The following is a 22,995-nucleotide window of genomic DNA, read 5'->3' as shown; positions in this document are numbered from 1 at the left end:
GGATATGTCGGAGAACGACCTCATCAAAGCATCGCAAAAGGGCGAGACGCGCATCCTGAAGGTGCCCTCGATCGCCAAACGCAAGCTGGGCCAGGACATCACCGACCCTGTGCGCCTCGATCCGCGTGTCCTCGAAAAGATGCAGGACACCATCAAGAGCCTGGAATCGAAATATGCCGAGGCTCTTTCCGAGCAGGTAACGCGCCTGATCGAATTGTCCGACCCTGCCGCCAACGGCGATGCCCGTTCCGCCGCCGACCTCTACACCATCGCCCATGATATTCGCGGTCTCGCCGGTACCTTCGGACGCCCGCTGGTCGGCCGCTTTGCCAATCTGCTCTGCACCTATATCGAGGGGCACGACAATATCGGGCCGCTGGAAAACAGCATCATCCGCTTTCACGTGGAGGCGATCCGCGAAGCGCTGAAGAACCCGGACAGCGATCCCAACCTTGCCTCCGAAACGCTGCGAGCCCTCGAAAACCTGATCATGGCGACGATGAACCAGACCAGGCTCGCCGCGGGATGACGGAAAGCGTATCCGACCTCTTCGCCCGGCTGAAAATTCTCGTCGTCGAAGACAGCAGCGAAATGCGGCGGCTTGTCGTGGCGCTTCTGGAAAGCATGGGCATCGGCGAAATCGTCGAGGCGCATGACGGCCGATCCGGACTTGCCGCCTTCGCCGCCCACACCCCCGATCTCGTCATCACCGACGGCGCCATGGCCCCGATGAACGGCTATGAAATGACACGCCGTATCCGCAATGCATGCGACCCGTCCGATGCGAAACCGGCTGTACCGATTCTGATGATCTCGGGCCATCTCGGTCAGGCGACCGTCGACCAGGCGCGTATCGACGGCGTCACCGACTATCTGGCCAAACCGCTCACTGCCGAGCTGCTCTACGATCGCGTTCTGGCGGCCCTGACGGACGAGCACACCATTCTGGCCAAAGAAGGCTATGTCGGGCCCGCGCCCCGGCGGTCGCTGACCGTCCACAAGGCGGAAGACGACGAATTGCGGGCCGCGGCTAGCCGGTCACCTCGCCGAGAAACCGCCCGATCATCGGATTGATGATCTCCGGCGCCTCCCAGAAGGGCGTGTGGCCAAGACCGGCCAGCACATGCACCTTGCCCTCCCAGAGGTTCCGGTAGGTCAGTCCGACAAGATATTCATTATTCACGAAGGGCTCTTTTTCGCCCGTGACCACCGCCAGCGGGAGCGGCGAAGTGGCGACGATTTCCTTCTCGTCCATGTCGAGCCCGGCCACGGCGCTTTCCATCATCATGGGACGGAAGCGGCCATCCGCCCGGATCGCGGCGGCTACCATCCAGTCTTCCAGCGGCATATGCGTGCCGATACCGTTATGCGCCTGCTGGCGCGCTTCATCCGGCGTAAATTCAGGCTTGAAGGTGAAGCCCATTTCGTCGGACGGCAGGAAGGCCGCCATCATGTCTTCCGCTGAGGCGCCGGTCGGCGGCGTCCCCGTGATCCAGGCGCCCTGCGCGCCCGGCCAGCGCGCCATCATTTCCAGCGCGATATGCCCGCCCAGCGACCAGCCGATGATGACCGCCTTGCCGACGCCCAGATTGTCGAGAAATTCCATCGCCGCATCGGCAAAACCGTGAATGGAATAGGTCTGGGAGGGATCGCGCGCATTCTCGCTCTCGCCATGCCCGGGCAGGTCCATGGCGATGAGACGGTATTTCGCGCCGAGTTCGCTATCGAACTGGCGGGCGAAAATCTCCTTCGCCGAGGAGTTGCCATGCACCATCAAAACAGCCGGGCCCTGCCCCCCGCTTTCGGCATAGGCGATGCGCCCATGGCTCGTTTCCACGAAATTTCCCGACATCCAGCCCTCTTTTCCCTTTGTTTTCCGCCACGCGAACCGCGCCGGATACAAAAAATGACATATGCGTCACTATTTTTTGCATCCATTAACCTCTACCTTTATAGTGTTTTTAGAGACCAGAACGCGAGCGGGGAGGAGCCGGCTTTCGCGCCGGGCGTCTTTGCATACGCAATAGGGCAGGAGAACCATGACCAGCAAGATCACCACCAACATCACCGTCGACGACGCCTATGAGGCGGTCGCCCCCGACGATTTCGGCGCCATGATGGAAGTGGACCGCTACGGCAAGCGCTCCACCGCATTCGACAAGATCATTTCCGCGACCCATGACCATTTCTGGGATCCGCAAGACACGAAATACATCGATTTCTCCCAGCCGTTCGACATGGAGAACGAGTATCTCGTCGACCCCGACCTCTTCGCCGACCTGAAGACCGCCGTCGGCGACAAGCTCGACGAGAAGCAGAAGATCAAGCTCGTCAATCTCGACACGCAGTGGTCGCTTTCCTCGATCCTGCACGGTGAAGCGGGCGCCCTCGCGCTGTCCGCCAGCCTCTGCCACATCCTGAAGGATCCGGGCGCGCAGGAATACGCCGCCAACCAGACGCGCGAAGAAGCGCGCCATGTGGCCGGCTTCTCCAACTATATCAAGGCCCGCTGGGGCAAGCCCGTGGCCGTCGGCCCGGCCCTCGGCGACATCCTCACGGACATCGTCAACTCGCCGCTCGTCTGGAAGAAGATCGTGGGCATGCAGATGCTGGTCGAAGGCCTCGCCATGGGCGCCTTCGCGACCTTCTACAAGTCCGGTCGCGACCCGCTCATGGTGCACCTGATGCAGCTGACCATGACGGACGAAGCCTTCCACCATAAGTTCGGCAAGATCTGGGCCGACCGCACCATTCCGAAGCTCGCGCCCGAGCAGCGCGACGCGATCGAGGACTGGGCCTGGGAAGTCTTCCAGGTGCTGCTCTTCAATCTCGGCTCGCCCGAGCAGAAGAAGCACATCTACGAAGCCGTCGGCCTCGACTGGGAATGGGTGCAGGGCGCTTTCATGGAAGCCATGACGGACGCCAACATCCGCGACGAGATGCAGGAATCCACCAACATCTTCCGTGTGTTGATCAAGACCCTTCTCAAGGCCGGCATCATCACCGACCGCACCTCCATGAACTATGCCGCCTTCATCGACATGAAGGAGCTTTACGGCGAGGGCGACCGGATGGTCGGCGACGACATCGCCGAGGAAGGCATCAAGTACCTCATGAAGCTGAACGGCCAGGAGGGCGGCGCCTACTCCCTCGACAAGATGACGGCCGCCGAATAATCCGGCTTCATCGGCAAGAAATCGGGCGGCGCTTTCGGGCGCCGCCTTTTTTGTTGGGGCAACCGCCCATTGCTGACATTCCTGAAAGCAAGATGGAGATGACGCCGCCTCGATTCCCGTTATCATGGCGCCCAAAGAAATCAGGGAAGCGGGCACGAATTCCGCTCCCGGCAAGAACAAGTTTTTGGGAGGAATAAAATGGCCTGGAATTTCGGGGACATTCTCGACGCAATCTCGCCTGAGCTGCCGCAGGACGCCCCTGCCCTCATTCATGGCGACCGCGTCATCACCTGGGGCGAAGCGACCAAACGCTCCAACAATCTTGGCCGCGCCATGCTGGACCGCGGCATCGAGCCCGGCGACAAATGCGCCTTCTATATGCGCAACCGCCCCGAATACAGCGAACTGCTGATGGCCTGCTTCAAGGCGCAGCTGACGCATGTGAACGTGAACTACCGCTACAAGGCGGGCGAAGTCCTCTACATCTTCGACAATTCCGACGCGACCGTGGTCGTCTATGGATCGGAATTCCGTGACATCATCGAGGAAATCCGTCCGCAGCTCACCAAGGTGAAGCTTTTCATCGAAGTGGCCGAAAGCGCCGATGCGCCGATCGCCTCCTTCGCGGAAAACTACGAAAAGCTCGCCACCACCGGCAGCGGCGAAAAGCTCGACATCGAGCGCTCCCCCGACGACATGCTCTTCATCTATACCGGCGGCACGACCGGCATGCCGAAAGGCGTGATGTGGACGCATAACGCGCTGCGCGAGACCCAGCTTTCCGCGCTGCGCCGCCTCGGCCCGGCGCCTGAAACCATGCCCGAACTGATCGAAGCCATCCGCACCGAAGGCCCCGGCCAGACCATGATCCCGGCCTGCCCGCTCATGCATGGCACCGGCCTGCTGACCGCGCTCGGCACCATCGTCAGCGGCGGCTGCGTGGTGACGCTGGATGCGCCCTCCTTCGAGCCGCATGAAATGTGGGAAGCGGTGGACCGCAACAAGGTGAACTCGCTCTCCATCGTGGGCGACGCTTTCGCCAAGCCCATGCTGCGCGCCCTGCAGGAAAAGCCCGGCGCCTATGACCTCTCATCCATCGCGACCATCGTCTCATCCGGCGTGATGTGGAGCCGCGACGTGAAGAAGGGCCTGCTGGAATACATGCCCGAAGCCATCATGACCGACAGCTTCGGCGCATCGGAGGCCGTCGGCCTCGGTTCCTCGCTGATGACGAAGGACGGCGAAATCAATACGGCGAGCTTCCAGATCGGCGAACGCTGCAAGGTCTTCGACGAACAAGACGAACCGGTGGAACCCGGCTCCGGCAAGCCGGGCTTCATCGCACTGGGCGAGCCCATTCCGCTCGGCTACTACAAGGATCCGGAAAAGAGCGCCAAGACCTTCAAGACCGTCAGGGGCGAACGCTATTCCATTCCCGGCGACTGGTGCCTGGTGGAACCGGACGGCACGCTGACGCTGCTGGGCCGCGGCTCGGTCTGCATCAACACGGCCGGTGAAAAGGTCTACCCGGAAGAAGTCGAGGAAGTGCTGAAGCTCCACCCCGACGTGGAAGATGCGCTGGTGGTCGGCATTCCCGACGAGAAATGGGGCCAGGCCGTGACCGCCGTCATTCACCTCGCGCAAGGCGCACAGTTCGACGAGGAAGCCATCCGCGTCCATGTCCGCGAAAGCCTGGCAGGCTACAAGACGCCCAAGCGCGTGCTGGTCGGCAATTCCGTGCCCTTCCGCGCGCCCAACGGCAAGGCGGACTACAAGTCCGTGACCGCCTTCGCCAAGGACGAACTTGGAGTGCCTGCCTGATGACGCAGGACGAATTCGCGAAGCTGCTTGCCCGTTTCTGCGCCGCTGCCAATGCGGGCGACGGGCAAGCCTTCGCGGCCTGTTTCACCGAAGATGCCGTCTATCACGACTACATCTATGGCGATCACAAAGGCCGCGAAGAGATCGCGCATATGATGGCGCATATGTTCCATCGCGACGCGGGCGATTATGACTGGCGGATGTTCGATCCCGTCTGCAACGGCGATCTCGGCTATGCCTGGTCGCTCTCGAAATTCACCTCCAAAGTGCCCGAATATGAAGGCAACAAGGTCGTGATCGACGGCATGAGCCGCTTCGAACTGAAGGACGGGCTCATCGCCGATTACCGCGAAAGCGTGAATGGCGGCGTCGCCATGGTACAGTTGGGCGTCGAGGAACCGAGGGTCTATGGCGTGTTGCGCAAATGGGCGCGGCAACTGAAAGAGCAGCCCGAGGTTCGCGACTACCTCGCCGACTAGACCGAAAGCCCGCCTTATGAAACTTGCCCTGCTCGGCCAGACCTGCGCCGACAATCTGGATCATCTGAAAGCCTGCCTGACAAGCGACTGGGAGATCGGCCTCTGGCTCCCCGACGATCCGGTGGACAAGGGCGAGGCGCTGGTAGGCGATGCCGATGCCATCGTCGTCGGCTCCGACACACTCGTCTCAGGCGGTGCGTTCCAGCTCATCCCCAAGGCGGAAAAACTCAAACTCTTCCAGATTCCCTTCGCAGGCTATGACTGGATGAAACCCGAAGGTGTGCCCGAGGGCTGCCTCGTCTGCAATGCGCTGGGACATGAGCAGACCATGGCGGAGTTCATCGTCGCGAGCCTGCTGGAATGGGAGATCGGTTTCCGCAGGCTCGACGCTAGTTTCCGCGAAGGCTCCTGGAAATATCAGGGCGCGAACCGCGATCCGGGCTCGCTCCATGGCGAAGTTTACGGCAAGACGCTAGGGCTTTTCGGCTATGGCAACATCTCGAAAGAAACGGCAAAACGCGCCCGCGCCTTCGGCATGAAGGTTTGCGCCATCGCCCGCTCCCCTCGCGACACAACGCCCGAAAACCTCGACTGGATCGGCACACGGGAGGACATGCCCCGCCTGCTGGCGGAGAGCGATTACATCGCGCTTGCCTGCGACCTCAACAACGAAACCCGCCACGCCTTCGACGCGGCTGCGTTCGCACAGATGAAACCGGAAGCCGTGATCGTCAATGTCGCGCGCGGCCCGGTCGCGGAGGAAGAGGCCCTCTATAACGCATTGGCGAACCGGCAGATCGCGGGGGCGGTGATCGACACCTGGTACATCTACCCGAACCGCCCGCTCCCCGGCGGCACCCCGGAGGCCTCGCCCCGGCCGTCGAGACTTCCCTTCCACGAACTGGACAATCTCATCATGACCCCGCACTGCTCCGCCCATACGGTCGGCGCAGATCTTCGCCGCTGGGAATCCATCGCCCGAAATCTCGATGCCCTCGCCGCGGGCCGCGAGCCGGAAACCGTTGTCATGCTCGGGACGCGCGCACCACAGATCTGAACAGCCGTCCCGTTTCCGGAAGATTTGCCGCCCGGGCGGCGGCTGATAAAGTGTCACCCAGACAAGAACTCAATATCAGCGAGGATCTAATGGAAGCGCTCGAAACGTTCCGCCAGGAAGTGAGGGAGTGGCTCGAAACAAACTGCCCTGCCTCCATGCGCACCCCCATGCCGGAAGAGGAATCTCCCTGGGGTGGCCGCAATGCAAGCTGGCCGAACCCGGACTCCAAGGTGTGGATGGACAATATGGCCAGCCGCGGCTGGACCGCGCCGACCTGGCCCAAGGAATATGGCGGCGGCGGCCTCTCCAAGGACGAGAACAAGATTCTCCAGCAGGAACTTCGCCGCATCAAGGCGCGCCCGGCGCTGATGAGCTTCGGCATCTGGATGCTTGGCCCGGCGCTTCTTGAATTCGCCAATGAAGAGCAGAAAAAAGAGTATCTTCCGCCCATCGTGCGCGGCGAAATCCGCTGGTGCCAGGGCTACTCCGAGCCGGGCGCGGGCTCCGACCTCGCCGGCCTCCAGACCAAATGCGAGGACAAGGGCGACCACTACCTCATCAACGGCCAGAAGATCTGGACCTCCTATGCCGATCATGCCGACTGGATTTTTGCGCTGGTCCGCACCGATTCGTCGAAGAAGCATGAAGGCATTTCCTTCCTGCTGATCGACATGGCAAGCGAAGGCGTGGAAACGCGTCCCATCACCATGATCTCCGGCGCCTCGCCCTTCTGCGAGACCTTCTTCACCGATGTGAAGGTCCCGAAGGACCATCTGGTGGGCGAACTCAACAAGGGCTGGACCATCGCCAAGCGCCTGCTCCAGCACGAACGCGAAATGATTTCCGGCATGGGCCTTGGCGGCTCGCTGGCCGGCGGCGGACTGGGCGGCCTCGATCAGGTGGCCAAGGAATATTACGGCGAAGTCGACGGCAGGGTGGCAAGCCCGGCCCTGCGCGAGCATATCGCCCAGCAGAAGATGGACGGCCGCGCTTTCTCGCTCACCCTCCAGCGCTCCGTGGAAGAGGCAAAGGCCGGTCACGGCCCCGGTGCGGCTTCCTCGATCTTCAAATATTACGGCACGGAACTGAACAAGCGCCGCTATGAGCTGCTGCTGGAACTTCTCGGCACGCAAGGTCTCGGCTGGGAGGGAGAAGGCTTCACCCCGGAGGAACTCGGCGTAACGCGAAGCTGGCTGCGGTCCAAGGGCAATTCGATCGAGGGCGGCACCTCCGAAGTGCAGCTCAACGTCGTGTCCAAGCGCGTGCTCGGACTGCCGAGCTGACATTCGGCTTTCCTCAAAAATCAGAAAATTCAGTCCCGAGGACGATAACAAATGGCATTGGTACTCACCGAGGAGCAGCAACTGCTCCGCGACACGGCAACTCAGTTCTTTCAGGAGCGCGTCGGCATCCAGAACCTGCGCAAGCTGCGCGACGAGAAGGATGACACAGGCTTCGACCGCGCGATCTGGAAGGAAATGGCCGATCTTGGCTTTGCCGGCATCATGATTTCCGAAAAATACGGCGGCACCGAATTCGGGCCCGTGGGCCTCGGCCTCGTGCTGGAACAGGCAGGCCGTGTGCTGGCGGCAACCCCGCTCGTTTCGACCGTGCTCCTCTGCGGCAGCGCGATACAGCTCGCCGGCAGCGCCAATCAGCGGCAGGAACTCCTCACCGCCATCGCCGCGGGCGACCGCATCATGGCGCTGGCGCTGGAGGAAGGACCGCATCACAACCCCACCCGCATCGCCACCAAAGCCGAAGCACGCGGCGACAGCTATGCGATCTCGGGCAGCAAGACATTCGTGCTGGACGGCCACGTCGCCGACCAGCTCATCGTCGCGGCACGCACCAGTGGAAAGGAAAACGATAGCGCCGGCATCACCCTGTTCCTCGTCGACCGGAACGCGCCGGGCGTCAAGATCACCCGAACCCATATGGTGGACAACCGCAATGCGGCGAATATCGAGTTCGACAATGTGGAAGTCTCCGAAAGCGCCGTGCTCGGGTCGCCGGATGGCGGCTATGACGTGCTCGAACAGGTGCTCGACATTGGCCGTATCGGCCTGTCCGCCGAAATGATGGGACTGGTGCAGCAGGTCTTCGACACGACGGTCGAATATCTGAAGGAACGCAAGCAGTTCGGTGTGCCGATCGGCTCCTTCCAGGCGCTGCAGCATCGCATCTCGCATCTTTTCGCCGAGCTCGAAATCTGCCGCTCGGTCGTTCTCGACGCGCTGACCGCGGTGGAGGAACGCCGCAACGACGTGCCGCAGATCGCCAGCCTCGCCAAAGCGCGGCTGTCGGACACGGCCCGCGTCATGACCAATGAAGGCCTGCAGATGCATGGCGGCATGGGCATGACCGACCAGTTCGATGTCGGCCTCTTCATGAAGCGGGCCCGCGTGGCGGCCGCCACTCTGGGCGACGCCAATTTCCACCGCGACCGCTACGCCACGCTTGACGGCTTCTGATCGCCGCAGGCTCACGCTGTAACTTGACCTGCCGCCATTCTCCGGGCTTCTTAACGCTTTGGAGGTGGCGGCAGATGCGTTTTGGCAGGTGGTTTTGGGCCCTTTGGGCGGTTCCAGCGATGGTATTCTGGGCTACGACGCCCGCTGCCGCGCATCCCCATGTCTGGATCGACATGAAAGTCGGCATCGTCACGAATGCCGACCGGCAACTGGAAGCGCTTCGCATCCACTGGACCTTCGACGAATTCTATTCCGCCTTCGCGCTGGACGGCATCAAGAAGGATGAGAACGGCCACTATCCGCAAAAGGTTCTGGACGAACTGGCCCAGGTCAATCTGACCAATCTGAAGGAAGTGGACTTCTTTACCGAGATAACGGCGAACGGAAAGAAGCTCGCTTTGGCGGCCGCAAAAGACCCGGAATCGAGCTGGAACGAGAAACAGGGCCGGCTGACGCTCACCTTCACCCTGCCGCTAAAAACACCTCACGCGGCACCTGTTCAGTTCCGCATCTACGATCCGAGTTATTACATCTCCATCGACTATCCGGAAAAAGGGCGGGGCATCGAATTCCTCAATGGACCGCATAGGGACTGCAAGATTTCGGTGGTGACGCCCGATGTCGAAAATGTCTGGCTGAACCTGCCCGAAGCCGCCTTCACCGGGAACAACGCAACCGTCGGCCAGGGCTTTGGCGCCCATTTCGCCTCGACGGCAACGCTCGCCTGTAAAAAGGGCTGAAGCAATGCGTCACCTCGCCATCGCCCTGTTTGTGCTGTCGGTCCTTTTCGCTGTCGGGCACGCCACCCCCGCATCGGCAGAGAGCCCCTTCCAGGCACCGCCCGGCGCGCCCTCGCAATCGGCCGCGCCCGCCAAAAGCGGCACCGGCGACTGGTTCGGCAGGGTCACAAGCTGGGCCATTGCGCAGCAGCAGGTCTATTACCGCAAGCTCGCGGGCGCACTGCGTAACTTCAAGCTGCAGGGCTCCGCCGCCGCCACATGGACACTCGTCACCCTCTCCTTTTTCTACGGCATCTTCCATGCCGTGGGGCCGGGCCATGGCAAGGTGGTCGTCACCTCCTATCTCCTCGCCGATGAGCGCGATGTGAAGCGCGGTGTCCTGCTCGCCTTTCTCGCCGCTTTCATGCAGGCGGTGACGGCGATCGTGCTGGTCGGCGTACTCGCCCTGATACTGGGCTTCACCATGCGCGCGACAGCCAATGCGATTCCCTATGTCGAGGGGGCAAGTTTCGTTCTGATCATAGGGATGGGCCTCTGGGTCATCTGGCGCGGCCTCTCCCGCCTGCGCGGCAAGGGGCACCACCATGCCCATTCCCACGATCACGAGCATCATCATGACCATAGCCATGAAGGCGAGGATTGCGGCCACGCCCATATGCCCGCCCCCGCCGATCTCAGAAAGACGGAATCCCTCGCGGAAATGGCGGGCATGATCCTCGCGGTCGGCCTGCGCCCCTGTTCGGGCGCCATTCTGGTGCTTCTTTTCGCCCTCACCCAGAGCGCCTTCCTGGCAGGCGCGCTGTCTGCCTTCACCATGTCGCTCGGCACCGCTATCACCGTTTCCTCGCTTGCCGTAGCGGCGGTCTCCTCGCGCGGCCTTGCCCTGCGCTTTGCCTCCGGCATGGATAATCGCTGGACCGGCTATCTGGAGGCGGGGCTGATGCTCGTCGGCGGCATCGTCATTCTGGCCTTCGGCCTCCTCCTGCTTGCCGCCCTCGTGACGGAGCCTGCAAGGCCGTTTATATAGGGCGCTCCACCTTGGGGTGCAGCGCTCCCGGCGGCGGCCCGGCTATCGACAATGAAGCCCCCCCGCCCCATACTGCGCCCGATCCCGTGCCGCTTCGCGCGGCGCCCCCGCCGGTAGACCGAATGAGCAAGAGAGAACTATGGCTGACGACACCAAGACCGACCTGCCCGAACGTATTACCGTTCTCGCCCGCGACTTCACGCCTGCGGCTATGGAATTTCACCGCCGCAACATGAGCGAGAAGGGCTACCGGATGGAAGGCCAGATCGTTCAGCGCAAGTTCCAGATGATCGAGGGCATGGAAGCGCCCAAGGATCTGTTCGAGGGCGAGCTGTTCTACGCTGTGACATTTGTGCGAAAGAACGTCGAAAGCTGAGACACGGCGATTCGCGATGGAATGGCCGACGCGCTGCCCCACCCCGGGCGGCGCGTTTTGCTATTGCGTCCGGCTCCTGACACAAGGCTGGCAACAAGCAGACGCATTTCTGCGCATTTTCAGCGATATCCGCGGGAGAGGCTTGATCCCGCTCTGGTAATCGGGGCTCACCGCACTATGTGGAGACGAATGGGAACGCGAATGCCTCTCACGCGAATTTGACAGCCGGGGCAGGCAACGCGAGTCTATGGTCAAGTCGCTCACGCAGCGTGATGTCACGCGCGAGCAGGAAACGCAAAGACGACGGGCAGACAAAGAGGAGCCCAGATGTCCGAAACGGCAACGCTCGGCGACGACGCCGCTGCGCATAACAAACGGGAAACCGCCAGCGCCCTCGGGCATGCCTATGCCCGTGTCCGGCAGCGCACCGAAGAGCTGACCGCGCCGCTCTCCGCCGAGGACCAGACCATCCAGTCCATGACCGATGCGAGCCCGGCCAAATGGCACAGGGCGCACACGACATGGTTCTTCGAAACCTTTCTGCTGGTGCCCCATGCGCCGGGCTATGAGGTTTTCGATTCCGACTACAACTTCCTCTTCAACTCTTATTACGAAGCCGTCGGCGAGCGGCACGCGCGCCCGCGCCGCGGCATGATCACACGCCCCGGGATCGCCGAGATCGCCGCCTACCGCGCCCATGTGGACGCCGCGATGCAGGCTTTCATCGCCACATGCGACAGCGCCCTCTACCCCCTGATCGAGCTCGGCCTCAATCATGAAGAGCAGCATCAGGAACTGATCGTCACCGACATCAAGCACGCCTTTGCGGAAAATCCGACCTTTCCGGTCTACGCATCCGACAGCAACGCCGAGCGCGTGGAAAAGGCTGCTCCCAAACTCAACTGGTTCGAAATCGAAGGCGGCATCTACCGGATCGGCCATGAGGGCGATGGCTTTGCCTATGACAACGAGACCCCCGCGCACGAAACCCTGTTGCAGGACATGCGCATCGCCTCGCGCCCTGTCAGCACCGGCGAATATCTCGACTTCATCGCCGATGGCGGCTACGAGCGGCCCGAATTCTGGCTGTCCGACGGCTGGGCGACCGTGCAGGCCGAAGGCTGGCAGGCCCCGCTCTACTGGCACCGCGACGGCAATCTCTGGATGACCTACACGCTGTACGGCCTCCAGCCCGTGCGCGAATGCGAACCCGTCACCCATGTGAGCTATTACGAAGCCAACGCCTTTGCCGCATGGGCGGAAAAGCGGCTGCCCACCGAAATGGAACGGGAAGTCGCGGCGCGCCTGCATGGCGAAAAAGACGAGCTTGCCCCGCAGGCCGGCATCCATCCGCGCCCGCTGGCGCCGGGCTTTACCCAGGATGTGTGGGAATGGACGGAGAGCGCCTACCTCCCTTATCCCGGCTTCAAGCCCGCCAAGGGCGCTGTCGGCGAATATAACGGCAAGTTCATGGTCAACCAGATGGTGCTGCGCGGACGCTCCTGCGCCACGCCGCCCGGCCATCAACGTATTTCCTATCGCAATTTCTTTCCGGCCTCAGCCCGCTGGCAGTTCAGCGGCTTCAGGCTCGCCGAGGATAACTGACATGAATTCGACCGCCCCGCTCCTGGAAACCCTTCAGGACATGGAACCCGCGCGCGACGATTTCCTCGGCAGCGTTGTCGAGGGATTGAACGCGCCGCAAAAACACCTGCACTGCAAGTTTCTCTATGACGAGGAAGGCTCGCATCTCTTCGACGATATTTGCGAGCTCCCGGAATATTATCCGACCCGCACCGAGATCGGCATTCTCGAGAGTCATGCGCCCGACATCGCAAGCGTCATCGGTCCGCGGACCCAGATCGTCGAGTTCGGGTCCGGCGCAGGCATCAAGATCCGCCTGCTGCTTTCCGCCCTGACCGACCCGGTCGCCTATATGCCCGTGGAAATTTCACGCGAGCATTTGCTGGCGGCCTCTGCGAACCTCGCCAGCGATTTTCCGGCGCTGCGTATCGCCCCTGTCTGCGCAGACTACACGCAGCCCTTCACCCTGCCCGACCTGGAAAGCGAAACGCCTGCCAATATCGCGGGCTTCTTCCCCGGCTCGACCATCGGCAATTTCACCCGCGACGAAGCGGTGAAGTTCCTGGCGCTGACGCGCCGCCTGCTCGGCCGCGACGCCACGATGATCATCGGGATCGATCTGGTGAAGGACATCGACACATTGCGCGCCGCCTATAACGACACAAAGGGCGTGACGGCTGCGTTCAACCTGAATTTCCTGAAGCGGATCAATCGCGAACTGGACGCCGATTTCGACCTCGCTGCATTCGAGCACGATGCGCGCTGGAACCCCGAGCTGGAACGCATCGAAATGCATCTCATCTCGAAGACGGATCAGACGGTCACCATCGGCGAAAATCGCTTCGCCTTCCGCAAGGGCGAAACCATCCATACCGAAAGCTCTCACAAATACCGTATCGAGGGCTTCCGCGCGCTGGCACGCGAAGCGGGCTATGAACCCGAGCGTGTATGGACGGACGAACGGAACTATTTCAGCGTCCACGCCCTTCGCGCGGTCTGACCGGCCTCACGCCTCGTCCACCGCCTTGTTGAGCATCTCGCGGACTTTGCCCGCCACCGAGGCAAGCTGGTCGTTGCCGACACCGGACATGGAAACAACCGGATCAATGGCGGCGATCTCCGACTTGCCGTCGCCGGCTGCGCGCACGATCACATTGCAGGGCAGCATGGTGCCGATCTTGTCTTCGAGCGACAGCGCCTCGAATGCCATCACAGGATTGCAGGCGCCCAGAATGCGATAATCGCCCATCTCCTTGCCGAGCTTCTTCTTCATCGTCGCCGCGACATCCACTTCGGTCAGAACGCCGAACCCCTGAGCGGCAAGGCTCTGCTTGATCCGCGCTTCCGCCTCGCCGACAGAGGCATCGACGATCCGGCTGTGATAGTAGGACATGGCCTCACTCCTTGTTTCAGATATTCCTGATATAAAACCGGGAATGTGACTGAATTTGGAAGACGCCGGTTACTTCGCACAATTGATGCAGGTCGGAATGGTCGGGTCGGCCTTCAGCCGTTTCTCCGAAATCTCATCGCCGCAGGTCACGCAATACCCGTACTCGCCTTCATCGATCCGCCTGATGGCGGATTCGATACGCATGACTTCCTGTTTGCGGCGCTGTTCGGACGCCTGAGCCATGGCCTGCATCTGCATCGCATCCATGCGAGACAGGCGCCCCACCGATTGCTGGTCGAGCGCGACCGGCTTGCGGTCGTCGGCCGAGGTCTCGCTGCTCGCACGCAAGGTCTCGAGCTTTGCCGCAAGCTCTGCCCGCAAGACCGCCAGCTCCTCGTCTGTCATGGCGCGATCACTCATTCGTGAAGTCTCTCATATTCGTTTGTCCCCCGCACCCCGTCTGCGCCAACATGCGGCCAGCAACAAAGGACACGCCATGATCACGCTGCACCATCTCAACAATTCCCGCTCCCAGCGCATTCTCTGGCTGCTGGAAGAGCTCGGTCTCGACTACGACATCGCTCTCTATCAGCGCGACAGCGAAACGCAGCTTGCACCGCCGGAGCTCAAAGCCGTGCACCCGCTCGGCAAGTCGCCCGTCATCACCGATGGCGAACGCACCGTGGCGGAATCGGGCGCCATCATCGACTATCTCGTCCGGACCCATGGCAATGGCCGTTTCCGCCCGGCACCCGACAGCGAAGACTTCCTCGACTACGAGCACTGGCTGCACTTCGCGGAAGGCTCCGCCATGCTGCCCTTCCTGATGGGGCTTTATGCGGGCCGTCTGGGCGAGGCGGCCGAGCCGCTCTGGCCGCGCATCTTTTCGGAGATGGACAATCATCTGAGCTATATGGAAAACGCACTCGGGCACCGCGCCTATTTCGTCGGCGACGATCTCACCGGCGCGGACGTTCAGCTCACCTTCGTGCTGGAGGCGGCCGACGCGAACGGGCTTCTCGACAATTATCCGAACCTGAAGCGCTACCTCGCCGCCATGCAGGCGCGCGACGCCTATCGCCGGGCAATCGAGCGCGGCGGCCCCTATGCGCTCGGGACCCGGAGCTGATCACATAAGGAAGTGGTGGAAGCCGAAAAAGATGGCGAGAATCATGGAGGCGGAGACGGCAAGCGAAACGACGCAGAGCAACGTCCCCGCCGCCACGATCAGCCCGTCATGTTCCACCAGCCCCACGCCCACGATGAAGAAGCACACGGCCGGAAGCCATCCGCTGAACGGGATCGGAACGCATAGATTGAAGGCGGTGATAACGTAGAGTACGCCGACGATACGTTCGCCCGGGCCTTCGAAAAACCAGAGTACCCGCCGTCGCGTCATGCGCGACAACACCCGCGCAATGGGCAGGACATAGAGTGCCCCGGCCCGCCACTTCTTGCGGCCGAACGACCGGTTGGTGATGAAGTCCGGCAGCCAGAGAATCTCGCGCCCCAGCGCCATCTGCACGGAAACGAAAACGAGCGGAAGCCCTAAAAGCAGGTTCGACCCCGGCGGCAGCGGCAGCATGTTCAAAAGCCCGCCCATGACGAAGCCCCAGCCGAAGCTGCGATCGCCGAGCGAAGCAAGAATATCTCCGAATGTGCTCTCGTCCGGGCGCTTGCGTGTGCCGACCTGTGCCAGGCCCCGAAGCGTTCCGCTGCGTCTTTTTTTCATGTCCGCGCCGTTATACCCGACGCCCGTTAAAGGTACGTCAGCAAGGCGTTTAACACGTTTGATTGCGCCCCGTCACCGCAGGATTGCCCCAACCCGCCAAAGACCACGAAAAACGGGCCGGCAACAGCCGACCCGTTTCGGGACATTACGGTAATGTCAGGTCAAAGCCACGATCAAAGCGGGTGGACCTTCACCGGAAGCGTCTCATACCCCTTCACGAAGCTCGACAGGATGCGCTTGGGCTCACCCACAACTTCGACCTTCTTGAAGCGCTTCAGGATCTCTTCCCAGATGATGCGAAGCTGCATCTCGGCCAGCCGGTTGCCCACGCAGCGGTGGATGCCGTAGCCGAAGGACATGTGCTGGCGCGCCCGCGGACGGTCGATGATGAACTCGTCCGGACGGTCGATGACCTCGCCGTCCCGGTTGCCCGAGACGTACCACATGATGACCTTGTCGCCCTTCTTGATCTGCTTGCCGCCAAGCTCGGTATCTTCAAGCGCGGTACGGCGCATATGGGCAAGCGGCGTCTGCCAGCGGATGATTTCCGAAACCATGTTCGGGATCAGCTCCGGGTTTTCCAGCAGCTTCTTGTACTCGCCGGGGTTCTGGTTGAGCGCCAGCACGCCGCCGGAGATGGAGTTCCGGGTCGTGTCGTTGCCGCCCACGATGAGCAGGATCAGATTGCCGAGATACTCCATCTTGTCCATGTTCCGCGTGGACTCGCCATGCGCCAGCATGGAGATCAGATCGCTGCCCGGCTCGGAGTTGACGCGCTCGTTCCACAGCCCGATGAAATATTCGGCGCATTCCAGAAGCTCCGCCTGGCGGGCTTCTTCGGATTCCACAAGGCCGGAATTGAGGTCGGCCGTCGCCACGTCGGACCAGCGCGTCAGCTTGCGGCGATCCTCGAACGGGAAGTCGAACAGCGTCGCGAGCATCTGCGTCGTCAGTTCGATCGACACACGATCGACCCAGTTGAATTCTTCATTGTGCGGCAGCCCGTCGAGGATCTTGCCCGCGCGCTCGCGGATCAGACCTTCCATCTTCGCCAGATTGTCCGGCGCCACGATGGGGCTCACCACCTTACGCTGTTCGTCATGCTTGGGCGGGTCCATCGCGATAAACATCGGCAGGACGAAGTCTTCCAGCTGATCGCGGATGGTGATGCTGCCTTCCGACGAAAAGATCTGGTGATGGGTGTCGACATGCATGATGTCGCGATATTTCGTCACCGACCAATAGGGGCCGTTCTCGCTCTCGGCACAGAAATGCACCGGGTCTTCCTTGCGCAGGCGCTCGAAATATTTCCAGTGCGCATCCTGCCGGAAAAGCTCGCCCTGCGAGACGTCGATCTTGTCGAGCGGCAGCGAATAGGGATCGGGAATACCCGGCGCAATTTCATTGGCCGAACTCGTGCTGATATCGACGGCAGCTTCGCTCATTCGTTTCCTCCGGTGCCTGAACGCTGCGCCGCTGGCTTCGTGCCAGTTCTCCGCTGCGTTAGCCTATTCAAGTGTGTAGTCAAGATACGCAAAATATACAAGAAAATGACGCCGGTGTCAGCAATTGATTATTGGCGAGAATCCGCCACTTTCCGCAGCGCACCCCCGCCCTGTCCGGCAGGACAAGTCCCTGTACACGGTCGGTTGTGTGAAAGAGATGAAACTCAGTCGGCGGCCTGGATTTTGCCCGGCCAGAGCACGCGGCTCATTTCCGCAGCGAGTTCGCGCTGATCGATGGGCTTGGCCACATAGCCATCGGCGCCTGCATTGATATAGCGCGCGCGGTCGCCGGTCATGGCATCCGCCGTCAGAATGACGGTCGGGATGGCCGACCACACTTCCCCGGCGGCCCTTATCTCGCGCACCGCATCGATCCCGTCCATCCGGCGCATATGCGCGTCGAGCAGCACAATGTCGAACTCGTCCTTGCGCAGAGCATCCAGCACTTCATCACCGTCCGAAATCTCGGTGACGATGGCACCGTGGGGCTCCAGAAACAGACGCACCAGTTTCCTGTTCAGGGGGTGGTCGTCGGCGATGAGGACACGCAACCCGTCCCGCCACCCGTTTTCGGTGGCAAGCTCTCCATTCCCCGCCTCCCCTTCGGCGGGATGCGCGGCCATGGCCACTTCTTCCGCCACCAATGTCAGCGTGAAGAGCGATCCTTTTCCCGGTGTGCTGACAACCGTCACCTCCCCGCCCATCAGTTCGGCAAGCTGCCTGGTGATCGCAAGCCCGAGCCCCGTCCCTCCATAGGTCTGGCCGATAGACGCATCCGCCTGTGAAAAGGGCTGGAAGAGGCGGCCGATCGTCTCCTCATCCATGCCGATGCCGGTATCGCTCACGGCAATGGCAATCCGCCATATACCGCATTCTTCCAGAGGCTGTGCGGAAACCCGCAAGCCGACCTCGCCCTTACCGGTGAATTTGATCGCGTTGGAAAGTAGGTTGGACACGCATTGCCGGATGCGGATCGGATCGAACATCAGCCGCAACGGCACATTCTCATCGATGGATGAGGTCAGCGATATACCCTTTTCCTGAGCGCGCGGGGTCCAGATCCGCATCATGCGATGGATAACGACATTGATGTCTTTTTCCACCGGCGCGATCTCGAAACGTCCCGCCTCGATCTTCGACAGGTCGAGCAGATCGTTCAGCATCGCCATCAGCACCTGACCGGAATCGAGTATGGCAGCGACCTGTTCGCGCTGCTCGTCTTCGAGCTTCGCCGACCCGAGTATCTGCGCCATGCCCAGCATGGCGTTAAGCGGCGTCCGGATTTCATGGCTGATATTGGCGAGGAAAGTCGTCTTCGCCTTGCTGGCGGCTTCCGCCGCCTTGCGCGCTGCCTGCAGTTCCCGCTCGCGCTCGCGCAGTTCGGTGACATCGGCGCCCACCGCCACACGCCGCCCATCCTTCAGATCGCGATAGGTGACCTTCACGATACGGCCACCGGATGTCTGAAGTTCCACAGGCTTGCCGCTTTCGAGCGTAGACACGATCTCTTCGCTCAGCACCCGGCAGTCGTCGTCGTCGATATCGGGATAGACCGACCGCACCCCCGCCATTGTCGCGTCCAGATAGGTCGCACCGCGCTCCAGAGCATCGACTGTCGGCGCGAAATCCTCTTTGGAGCGGTCGGTTGCAAAAAGAACGCGATAATCGGAATCGTAAATGAGGAATCCATCCGGCAATTCGCTTGCCGCTTCCGCGATAAGCGAATTCAGCTCGGCAACCGACATGTTTGTGGTGCGCCGTGTCATCAACCGAATCTCCTTCCCTGGCGCGAAACCTAGCCGATCCGGGTTAACCCCACGTAAAACATGGGTTTTCTGCCTGTCTCGCACCGAATCGGGCCATCGGCCTATAGTCGCCGACATGACAAAGCCCTGGTTTCTCTATCTTCTTGAGTGCACCGGCGACCGCCTCTACACAGGCATCACCGTGGATGTGGAGGCCCGCTTCCGCGCGCATCGCGAAGGGCGTGGTGCCAAGTTCACCCGCGCCTACCGGCCGGTGCGCATATTGATGACGCAGCGCTACGAAACACGCTCGGAAGCCTCGCGAGCCGAATATGCGGTGAAACGCCTCACGCCCGAGGCCAAGAGAAACCTCGCCCGCCAGAACGCTTACCAGGGAAGCAGCCCATGTCCGGAAACGGAAAAGAAATCCCGGCCGACGCGGAAACGCGCATCGCCAACCTCGAAATCCGGCTGAGCCATCAGGACCGGACCGTCGAGGAGCTGAATGAAACCATCATCCGTCAGTGGCACGAAATCGATGTGCTGAAACGCAAGCTCGGCCTGCTCCAGGAGCGCATGGAATCGGTCGAACGCGACAGCAGCAAGCCCGCCGGCCAGGAACCGCCTCCCCCTCACTACTGATCCCCGACCGGCGTGCTCTCCCCCACTTTGCCTAATCGGCCGCCGCTTGGCGCGGTGCGGCCATGGCCTGCTCCTCCCGATAGCGCGCCTGCATGACCCGGGTCGTCTCCCCATCTCCCTCGGGCGACCAGCCCGGCGGCTGGAACAGATAACCGCCGACCTCTCTCAGAGACCGCGCGCGCAGAAGATCTCGGCCGATCGCGATCCACTCGTGGAACGTCGCCTTGATCGGATTCCAGGTGTTGAGCTGATGACGGATACCGAAGACCGGCTCCTCCTCTTCCCGTTCGAACGTGCCGAACAGCCTGTCCCAGATGATGAGGGTGCCCGCGTAGTTCCGATCGCAATACTGGACGTTGCTCGCATGATGCACGCGATGATGCGACGGCGTGTTGAACACCCATTCGAACGGGCCGAGCTTGCCGATGAAACGGGTGTGGATCCAGTACTGGTAGAGATGGTTGAGCGAGACGAGCGCCACCGCCATCACCGGGTGAATGCCGATGAGCACCGCCGGGATCAGAAAGAACGGTTCTATCCAGGCTTCAACGAAGGAACTCCTGAGTGCCGTGCCGCCATTGAAATGCTGGCTGGAGTGATGGTTTACATGCGCCGCCCAACCCAGCCGCACCTCATGAATGACGCGGTGATAGGCGTAAAACAGAAAATCGACGATCACATAAGCTGCCAGAATAAGCCCGGCGCTCGACGTCCAGTCCATCTGGACGAAGGCGAATTGCTGCACCCAGAACAACATAGCCAGCATGATCCCCGCCGACAGCGCGATGCTGGCTGCATAGGCCAGCCCCATCGTCACAGAGCAGAGACTGTCCCTGGCATTGTAGTAGGGCCGCCCCATTATCAGCGTCAAAAGCAGCTCCGCGCCCAAAAAAGCCAGCAGAAAACCGAGCTGGTCCACATCCCTGATTGCCAGCAGTCCTTGCAGAAATTCCAGCATGACGATCCTCTATATCCCTTGTTTCGCAAAACATATGTTACGTAAACAATTTTTGCAAAACATTTGTTGTGCGTAAGGGGAGGAAGCCCTAACCTGCCGCCATGCCGAAACGGATAGATCACGATCTGCGCCGCCGGGAACTCGTGGAAGCGAGCTGGCAGGTCATCGTCGATGAGGGGCTGGAAGCGCTCACCATGCGCAAGGTGGCAGCGGCGGCGGGCTGCACCACGGGCCGCATCACTCATTATTTCGAGAACCGGGAAGAGCTGGTGCTGGCGGCATTGAGAGCCGTCTACGATGCCGCCGGGGAACGCATGGCAGAGGCGGCAAAGAGCAACCTGCCCCCCGCCGAAAAACTGCTGCTCCATCTGGAAGAAACGCTGCCGCTCGACGCAAAGCGTCTCAGGGAATGGAAGGTCTGGATCGCCTTCTGGAGCGCGGCGGCGAGCAATCCGGAGCTTGCGGCCGAAAACGACCGAAGTCATCAACTCTGGCGCAAATCGCTCGTTCCGCTGATCGAAGCACTGGCGCCCGGGACGGACGCTGCCCACGAAGCCGACATCCTTTCCGGCATCGCGGACGGACTCGGCCTTCAGGCCGCCGTCAATTTCACGCCGGCCAACCGGGCGCGCGCCCGCGACACGCTCGCCGCCTGTGTCGCGCGCCTCAGCCAGCGAAACTGAGCGTCAGCTCTTCAGCCGTTCGATACCCAGCGCCTTCAGCACGACGCGCTCATAGCCCGGCTCGCCGGAGCCCGACCGCACCTTGTGCAGGAAATATTTCTCGAAACCGACCTTGGCGAGATGCACCCAATAGCCCTCGCCCGACCAGTTGACGTTGCGCGGCGGGATTTGCGGCAACGCCACGAAAGCCACGCCACTATCGCCGAAGTCCGCCAGGCAGACGGCATTGAGCGTCGGCCGGTCGGTCGGCTCGCGACCTTCGATCTGGTGCTGGATGTTACGCCCGACGGCGGCCACCATGGACTCGATCATGTAGCCCGTCTTGGGCACACCCACCGGTACCGGCGTCTGCTCGACCGGCGGAATGGCGACGCAAACGCCCACCGCATAGACGTTCTTGAAGGTCGGATTGCGCTGATACTCGTCCACCAGCACGAAACCGCGCGGATTGCACAGGCCTTCGATGCCCTTGCCCGTCTCGTCCATCATGCAATTCACGCCGCGGAAGCCCGGGATGAACATGTTGAGCTTGCTCGGCAGCGTGTGACGCTTCTTCTCCGTGCCGTCGTCATTGACCTCGACGACTTCCACGGCCTCCGGCGTGACGCGCTCCACCTTCGCATTGGTGATCCATTTGATGTCGCGGTCGCGCATCAGGGATTCCAGCTGCGATTTCGTATCGCCGACGCCGCCAAGGCCGAGATGCCCGATATAGGGCTCGGAGGTGACGAAAGTCAGCGGTACCTTGTCGCGGATCTTCCGCTTGCGCAGATCCGCATTGGCGATCAGCGCGAATTCATAGGCCGGACCGAAACAGGATGCGCCCTGCACCGAACCCACCACCATCGGGCCGGGATCCTCGCAAAAGGCGTCCCATTTCTCGTTCATCTCTTCCGCATGGTCGACATGGCAGATGGACGAAGAATGCCCCTGGGGGCCGAGCCCTTCGATCTCGTCGAAAGCAAGGTCGGGACCGGTCGCGATCACCAGATAGTCATACTCAAGGTCGCTGCCGTCGCCGAGGACGAGCTTGTTTTCAGACGCGACGACCCTGGTCGCGCCGGCGGCATTGAACTTGATGCCATATTTGCCGAGCGTTTCCGGCAGATGGACCTTGATGTCCTTCGCCTCGCGCCAGCCCACCGACACCCACGGATTGGACGGCACGAAATGGAACCATTCGGTATTGGAAACGACTGTAATATCGGCCTTGCGACCGACAACGCTGCGTAACTCATAGGCCATGGCGATACCGCCAATGCCGCCGCCGAGTACCACGATCCGGCTCATGAAAATTTCCTCCGCAATGGCGGCTGAGCGCCGCTCGTTAATTCATCGAACGAATAAGAAAGGCGGCGGCGTCCGAGGGGGGAGACACCGCCGCCTCGCCGGACGTCAGGAGAAGGCAACGCCCGGACGCACCCCAAGCCGCTTCAGCACAAGCGCGGCGGGACAGAACCCCGTGAAAGAGGCTTGAATGAGATTGAGGCCGACAAAGACGGTCAGAAGCAGCCAGTATTCGCTGTGGAATTGAGCCAACGCGAGGCTGAGCAGAACCATAAATCCGGCAAAGGCCATCACGGCACGATCGAGCGACATATCC

General features: G+C 61.5%; 26 protein-coding genes. 17 read left to right on the top strand and 9 right to left on the bottom strand.

The annotated features are described in order from the left end of the window. The first annotated feature begins 4 nt into the window (after window positions 1-4). Both ACSSVQ_RS15010 and ACSSVQ_RS15005 read left to right on the top strand, forming a co-directional pair. Window positions 5-529 (top strand): hypothetical protein, encoded by a 525-nt coding sequence (locus ACSSVQ_RS15010; RefSeq protein ID WP_293329015.1) that lies wholly within the window; start codon window positions 5-7, stop codon window positions 527-529. Next, the gene (locus ACSSVQ_RS15005) at window positions 526-1,074 is read left to right on the top strand and encodes a response regulator (protein WP_454184166.1); all 549 of its coding nucleotides are present in this window, start codon (window positions 526-528) and stop codon (window positions 1,072-1,074) included. Before ACSSVQ_RS15010 ends, ACSSVQ_RS15005 begins: the two co-directional genes overlap by 4 nt. Here ACSSVQ_RS15005 and ACSSVQ_RS15000 read toward each other — a convergent pair. Further along, window positions 1,031-1,852 carry an alpha/beta fold hydrolase gene (locus ACSSVQ_RS15000; RefSeq protein ID WP_293329013.1) on the bottom strand — a complete coding sequence of 274 codons (822 nt, stop codon included), beginning with the start codon at window positions 1,850-1,852 and terminating at the stop codon, window positions 1,031-1,033. The genes ACSSVQ_RS15005 and ACSSVQ_RS15000 overlap by 44 nt on opposite strands. A gap of 187 nt (window positions 1,853-2,039) precedes the next feature. Between ACSSVQ_RS15000 and ACSSVQ_RS14995 the strand changes: the two genes are divergently transcribed. The 11 genes from ACSSVQ_RS14995 (at window position 2,040) to egtD (ending at window position 13,734) form a co-directional block, all read left to right on the top strand. Further along, window positions 2,040-3,176 carry a ferritin-like domain-containing protein gene (locus tag ACSSVQ_RS14995; protein ID WP_454184165.1) on the top strand — a complete coding sequence of 379 codons (1,137 nt, stop codon included), beginning with the start codon at window positions 2,040-2,042 and terminating at the stop codon, window positions 3,174-3,176. Between the two features lie 198 nt (window positions 3,177-3,374). Then, the gene (locus ACSSVQ_RS14990) at window positions 3,375-4,997 is read left to right on the top strand and encodes an acyl-CoA synthetase (protein ID WP_454184164.1); all 1,623 of its coding nucleotides are present in this window, start codon (window positions 3,375-3,377) and stop codon (window positions 4,995-4,997) included. Further along, window positions 4,997-5,476, top strand: a complete 480-nt coding sequence (locus ACSSVQ_RS14985; RefSeq protein ID WP_454184163.1) for a nuclear transport factor 2 family protein — start codon at window positions 4,997-4,999, stop codon at window positions 5,474-5,476. Before ACSSVQ_RS14990 ends, ACSSVQ_RS14985 begins: the two co-directional genes overlap by 1 nt. Window positions 5,477-5,492: 16 nt before the next feature. Further along, window positions 5,493-6,533, top strand: a complete 1,041-nt coding sequence (locus tag ACSSVQ_RS14980; RefSeq protein WP_454184162.1) for a 2-hydroxyacid dehydrogenase — start codon at window positions 5,493-5,495, stop codon at window positions 6,531-6,533. An 89-nt stretch (window positions 6,534-6,622) separates the two neighbouring features. Next, window positions 6,623-7,816 (top strand): acyl-CoA dehydrogenase family protein, encoded by a 1,194-nt coding sequence (locus ACSSVQ_RS14975; protein ID WP_454184161.1) that lies wholly within the window; start codon window positions 6,623-6,625, stop codon window positions 7,814-7,816. A gap of 51 nt (window positions 7,817-7,867) precedes the next feature. Beyond that, window positions 7,868-9,007, top strand: a complete 1,140-nt coding sequence (locus tag ACSSVQ_RS14970; protein WP_293327618.1) for an acyl-CoA dehydrogenase family protein — start codon at window positions 7,868-7,870, stop codon at window positions 9,005-9,007. Window positions 9,008-9,126: 119 nt separating this feature from the next. Then, window positions 9,127-9,747 (top strand): DUF1007 family protein, encoded by a 621-nt coding sequence (locus ACSSVQ_RS14965; RefSeq protein WP_454184160.1) that lies wholly within the window; start codon window positions 9,127-9,129, stop codon window positions 9,745-9,747. A gap of 4 nt (window positions 9,748-9,751) precedes the next feature. Then, entirely contained in the window at window positions 9,752-10,774 is a 1,023-nt protein-coding gene (locus ACSSVQ_RS14960) for a nickel/cobalt transporter (RefSeq protein WP_454184159.1), read from the top strand. 139 nt (window positions 10,775-10,913) lie between these two features. Then, the gene (locus ACSSVQ_RS14955) at window positions 10,914-11,150 is read left to right on the top strand and encodes an AMP nucleosidase (protein WP_293327611.1); all 237 of its coding nucleotides are present in this window, start codon (window positions 10,914-10,916) and stop codon (window positions 11,148-11,150) included. Between the two features lie 327 nt (window positions 11,151-11,477). Continuing rightward, entirely contained in the window at window positions 11,478-12,755 is a 1,278-nt protein-coding gene (egtB, locus tag ACSSVQ_RS14950) for an ergothioneine biosynthesis protein EgtB (RefSeq protein WP_454184158.1), read from the top strand. 1 nt (window position 12,756) lies between these two features. Beyond that, window positions 12,757-13,734, top strand: a complete 978-nt coding sequence (egtD, locus tag ACSSVQ_RS14945; protein ID WP_454184157.1) for an L-histidine N(alpha)-methyltransferase — start codon at window positions 12,757-12,759, stop codon at window positions 13,732-13,734. A 6-nt stretch (window positions 13,735-13,740) separates the two neighbouring features. On the opposite strand, the gene ACSSVQ_RS14940 is transcribed toward egtD, so the two are convergent. Continuing rightward, the gene (locus tag ACSSVQ_RS14940) at window positions 13,741-14,127 is read right to left on the bottom strand and encodes a DUF302 domain-containing protein (RefSeq protein WP_454184156.1); all 387 of its coding nucleotides are present in this window, start codon (window positions 14,125-14,127) and stop codon (window positions 13,741-13,743) included. A gap of 69 nt (window positions 14,128-14,196) precedes the next feature. Next, window positions 14,197-14,547: a TraR/DksA family transcriptional regulator gene (locus tag ACSSVQ_RS14935; protein ID WP_454184155.1), complete on the bottom strand. Its 351-nt coding sequence runs from the start codon at window positions 14,545-14,547 to the stop codon at window positions 14,197-14,199. Window positions 14,548-14,623: 76 nt separating this feature from the next. Here ACSSVQ_RS14935 and ACSSVQ_RS14930 point away from each other — a divergent pair, with 76 nt between their 5' ends. Beyond that, a complete protein-coding gene (locus ACSSVQ_RS14930; RefSeq protein ID WP_454184154.1) occupies window positions 14,624-15,256 on the top strand; it encodes a glutathione S-transferase family protein in 633 nt (210 codons plus the stop codon). Here ACSSVQ_RS14930 and ACSSVQ_RS14925 read toward each other — a convergent pair whose 3' ends face one another. The 3 genes from ACSSVQ_RS14925 to ACSSVQ_RS14915 form a co-directional block, all read right to left on the bottom strand. After that, window positions 15,257-15,859, bottom strand: a complete 603-nt coding sequence (locus tag ACSSVQ_RS14925; protein WP_293327596.1) for an exopolysaccharide biosynthesis protein — start codon at window positions 15,857-15,859, stop codon at window positions 15,257-15,259. 173 nt (window positions 15,860-16,032) lie between these two features. Beyond that, complete coding sequence (locus tag ACSSVQ_RS14920) at window positions 16,033-17,304, bottom strand: cytochrome P450 (protein WP_454184153.1); 1,272 nt, start codon at window positions 17,302-17,304, stop codon at window positions 16,033-16,035. Window positions 17,305-17,528: 224 nt separating this feature from the next. Then, window positions 17,529-19,130 carry an ATP-binding protein gene (locus ACSSVQ_RS14915; RefSeq protein ID WP_454184152.1) on the bottom strand — a complete coding sequence of 534 codons (1,602 nt, stop codon included), beginning with the start codon at window positions 19,128-19,130 and terminating at the stop codon, window positions 17,529-17,531. Between ACSSVQ_RS14915 and ACSSVQ_RS14910 the strand changes: the two genes are divergently transcribed. Together ACSSVQ_RS14910 and ACSSVQ_RS14905 are read left to right on the top strand one after the other, a co-directional pair. Beyond that, entirely contained in the window at window positions 19,042-19,584 is a 543-nt protein-coding gene (locus tag ACSSVQ_RS14910; RefSeq protein WP_454184151.1) for a GIY-YIG nuclease family protein, read from the top strand. The two genes, ACSSVQ_RS14915 and ACSSVQ_RS14910, sit on opposite strands and share 89 nt — an antisense overlap. Continuing rightward, window positions 19,515-19,751, top strand: a complete 237-nt coding sequence (locus ACSSVQ_RS14905) for a SlyX family protein (protein ID WP_454184150.1) — start codon at window positions 19,515-19,517, stop codon at window positions 19,749-19,751. Before ACSSVQ_RS14910 ends, ACSSVQ_RS14905 begins: the two co-directional genes overlap by 70 nt. Before the next feature lie 31 nt (window positions 19,752-19,782). Here ACSSVQ_RS14905 and ACSSVQ_RS14900 read toward each other — a convergent pair whose 3' ends face one another. Beyond that, window positions 19,783-20,709, bottom strand: coding sequence for a sterol desaturase family protein (locus ACSSVQ_RS14900; protein ID WP_454184149.1), 927 nt, complete (start codon window positions 20,707-20,709; stop codon window positions 19,783-19,785). Between the two features lie 101 nt (window positions 20,710-20,810). Here ACSSVQ_RS14900 and ACSSVQ_RS14895 point away from each other — a divergent pair, with 101 nt between their 5' ends. Next, window positions 20,811-21,392, top strand: coding sequence for a TetR/AcrR family transcriptional regulator (locus tag ACSSVQ_RS14895; RefSeq protein ID WP_454184148.1), 582 nt, complete (start codon window positions 20,811-20,813; stop codon window positions 21,390-21,392). A gap of 3 nt (window positions 21,393-21,395) precedes the next feature. Here ACSSVQ_RS14895 and ACSSVQ_RS14890 read toward each other — a convergent pair whose 3' ends face one another. Then, window positions 21,396-22,682: an NAD(P)/FAD-dependent oxidoreductase gene (locus ACSSVQ_RS14890; RefSeq protein WP_293327576.1), complete on the bottom strand. Its 1,287-nt coding sequence runs from the start codon at window positions 22,680-22,682 to the stop codon at window positions 21,396-21,398. 105 nt (window positions 22,683-22,787) lie between these two features. Then, the gene (locus ACSSVQ_RS14885; protein ID WP_454184147.1) at window positions 22,788-22,991 is read right to left on the bottom strand and encodes a YgaP family membrane protein; all 204 of its coding nucleotides are present in this window, start codon (window positions 22,989-22,991) and stop codon (window positions 22,788-22,790) included. Window positions 22,992-22,995: the final 4 nt, after the last annotated feature.

This window comes from Parvibaculum sp. MBR-TMA-1.3b-4.2 (genome assembly GCF_053628815.1).
This window is presented reverse-complemented; position numbering and strand designations above follow the sequence as displayed.

What these genes read in the sequence shown, in the direction of transcription:
- ACSSVQ_RS15010 (WP_293329015.1), top strand. Translation starts at nt 5, where the DNA reads ATGTCGGAGAACGACCTCATCAAAGCATCGCAAAAGGGCGAGACGCGC.
- ACSSVQ_RS15005 (WP_454184166.1), top strand. Translation starts at nt 526, where the DNA reads ATGACGGAAAGCGTATCCGACCTCTTCGCCCGGCTGAAAATTCTCGTC.
- ACSSVQ_RS15000 (WP_293329013.1), bottom strand. Translation starts at nt 1,852, where the DNA reads ATGTCGGGAAATTTCGTGGAAACGAGCCATGGGCGCATCGCCTATGCC.
- ACSSVQ_RS14995 (WP_454184165.1), top strand. Translation starts at nt 2,040, where the DNA reads ATGACCAGCAAGATCACCACCAACATCACCGTCGACGACGCCTATGAG.
- ACSSVQ_RS14990 (WP_454184164.1), top strand. Translation starts at nt 3,375, where the DNA reads ATGGCCTGGAATTTCGGGGACATTCTCGACGCAATCTCGCCTGAGCTG.
- ACSSVQ_RS14985 (WP_454184163.1), top strand. Translation starts at nt 4,997, where the DNA reads ATGACGCAGGACGAATTCGCGAAGCTGCTTGCCCGTTTCTGCGCCGCT.
- ACSSVQ_RS14980 (WP_454184162.1), top strand. Translation starts at nt 5,493, where the DNA reads ATGAAACTTGCCCTGCTCGGCCAGACCTGCGCCGACAATCTGGATCAT.
- ACSSVQ_RS14975 (WP_454184161.1), top strand. Translation starts at nt 6,623, where the DNA reads ATGGAAGCGCTCGAAACGTTCCGCCAGGAAGTGAGGGAGTGGCTCGAA.
- ACSSVQ_RS14970 (WP_293327618.1), top strand. Translation starts at nt 7,868, where the DNA reads ATGGCATTGGTACTCACCGAGGAGCAGCAACTGCTCCGCGACACGGCA.
- ACSSVQ_RS14965 (WP_454184160.1), top strand. Translation starts at nt 9,127, where the DNA reads ATGGTATTCTGGGCTACGACGCCCGCTGCCGCGCATCCCCATGTCTGG.
- ACSSVQ_RS14960 (WP_454184159.1), top strand. Translation starts at nt 9,752, where the DNA reads ATGCGTCACCTCGCCATCGCCCTGTTTGTGCTGTCGGTCCTTTTCGCT.
- ACSSVQ_RS14955 (WP_293327611.1), top strand. Translation starts at nt 10,914, where the DNA reads ATGGCTGACGACACCAAGACCGACCTGCCCGAACGTATTACCGTTCTC.
- egtB (WP_454184158.1), top strand. Translation starts at nt 11,478, where the DNA reads ATGTCCGAAACGGCAACGCTCGGCGACGACGCCGCTGCGCATAACAAA.
- egtD (WP_454184157.1), top strand. Translation starts at nt 12,757, where the DNA reads ATGAATTCGACCGCCCCGCTCCTGGAAACCCTTCAGGACATGGAACCC.
- ACSSVQ_RS14940 (WP_454184156.1), bottom strand. Translation starts at nt 14,127, where the DNA reads ATGTCCTACTATCACAGCCGGATCGTCGATGCCTCTGTCGGCGAGGCG.
- ACSSVQ_RS14935 (WP_454184155.1), bottom strand. Translation starts at nt 14,547, where the DNA reads ATGAGTGATCGCGCCATGACAGACGAGGAGCTGGCGGTCTTGCGGGCA.
- ACSSVQ_RS14930 (WP_454184154.1), top strand. Translation starts at nt 14,624, where the DNA reads ATGATCACGCTGCACCATCTCAACAATTCCCGCTCCCAGCGCATTCTC.
- ACSSVQ_RS14925 (WP_293327596.1), bottom strand. Translation starts at nt 15,859, where the DNA reads ATGAAAAAAAGACGCAGCGGAACGCTTCGGGGCCTGGCACAGGTCGGC.
- ACSSVQ_RS14920 (WP_454184153.1), bottom strand. Translation starts at nt 17,304, where the DNA reads ATGAGCGAAGCTGCCGTCGATATCAGCACGAGTTCGGCCAATGAAATT.
- ACSSVQ_RS14910 (WP_454184151.1), top strand. Translation starts at nt 19,042, where the DNA reads ATGAGGAATCCATCCGGCAATTCGCTTGCCGCTTCCGCGATAAGCGAA.
- ACSSVQ_RS14915 (WP_454184152.1), bottom strand. Translation starts at nt 19,130, where the DNA reads ATGACACGGCGCACCACAAACATGTCGGTTGCCGAGCTGAATTCGCTT.
- ACSSVQ_RS14905 (WP_454184150.1), top strand. Translation starts at nt 19,515, where the DNA reads ATGTCCGGAAACGGAAAAGAAATCCCGGCCGACGCGGAAACGCGCATC.
- ACSSVQ_RS14900 (WP_454184149.1), bottom strand. Translation starts at nt 20,709, where the DNA reads ATGCTGGAATTTCTGCAAGGACTGCTGGCAATCAGGGATGTGGACCAG.
- ACSSVQ_RS14895 (WP_454184148.1), top strand. Translation starts at nt 20,811, where the DNA reads ATGCCGAAACGGATAGATCACGATCTGCGCCGCCGGGAACTCGTGGAA.
- ACSSVQ_RS14890 (WP_293327576.1), bottom strand. Translation starts at nt 22,682, where the DNA reads ATGAGCCGGATCGTGGTACTCGGCGGCGGCATTGGCGGTATCGCCATG.
- ACSSVQ_RS14885 (WP_454184147.1), bottom strand. Translation starts at nt 22,991, where the DNA reads ATGTCGCTCGATCGTGCCGTGATGGCCTTTGCCGGATTTATGGTTCTG.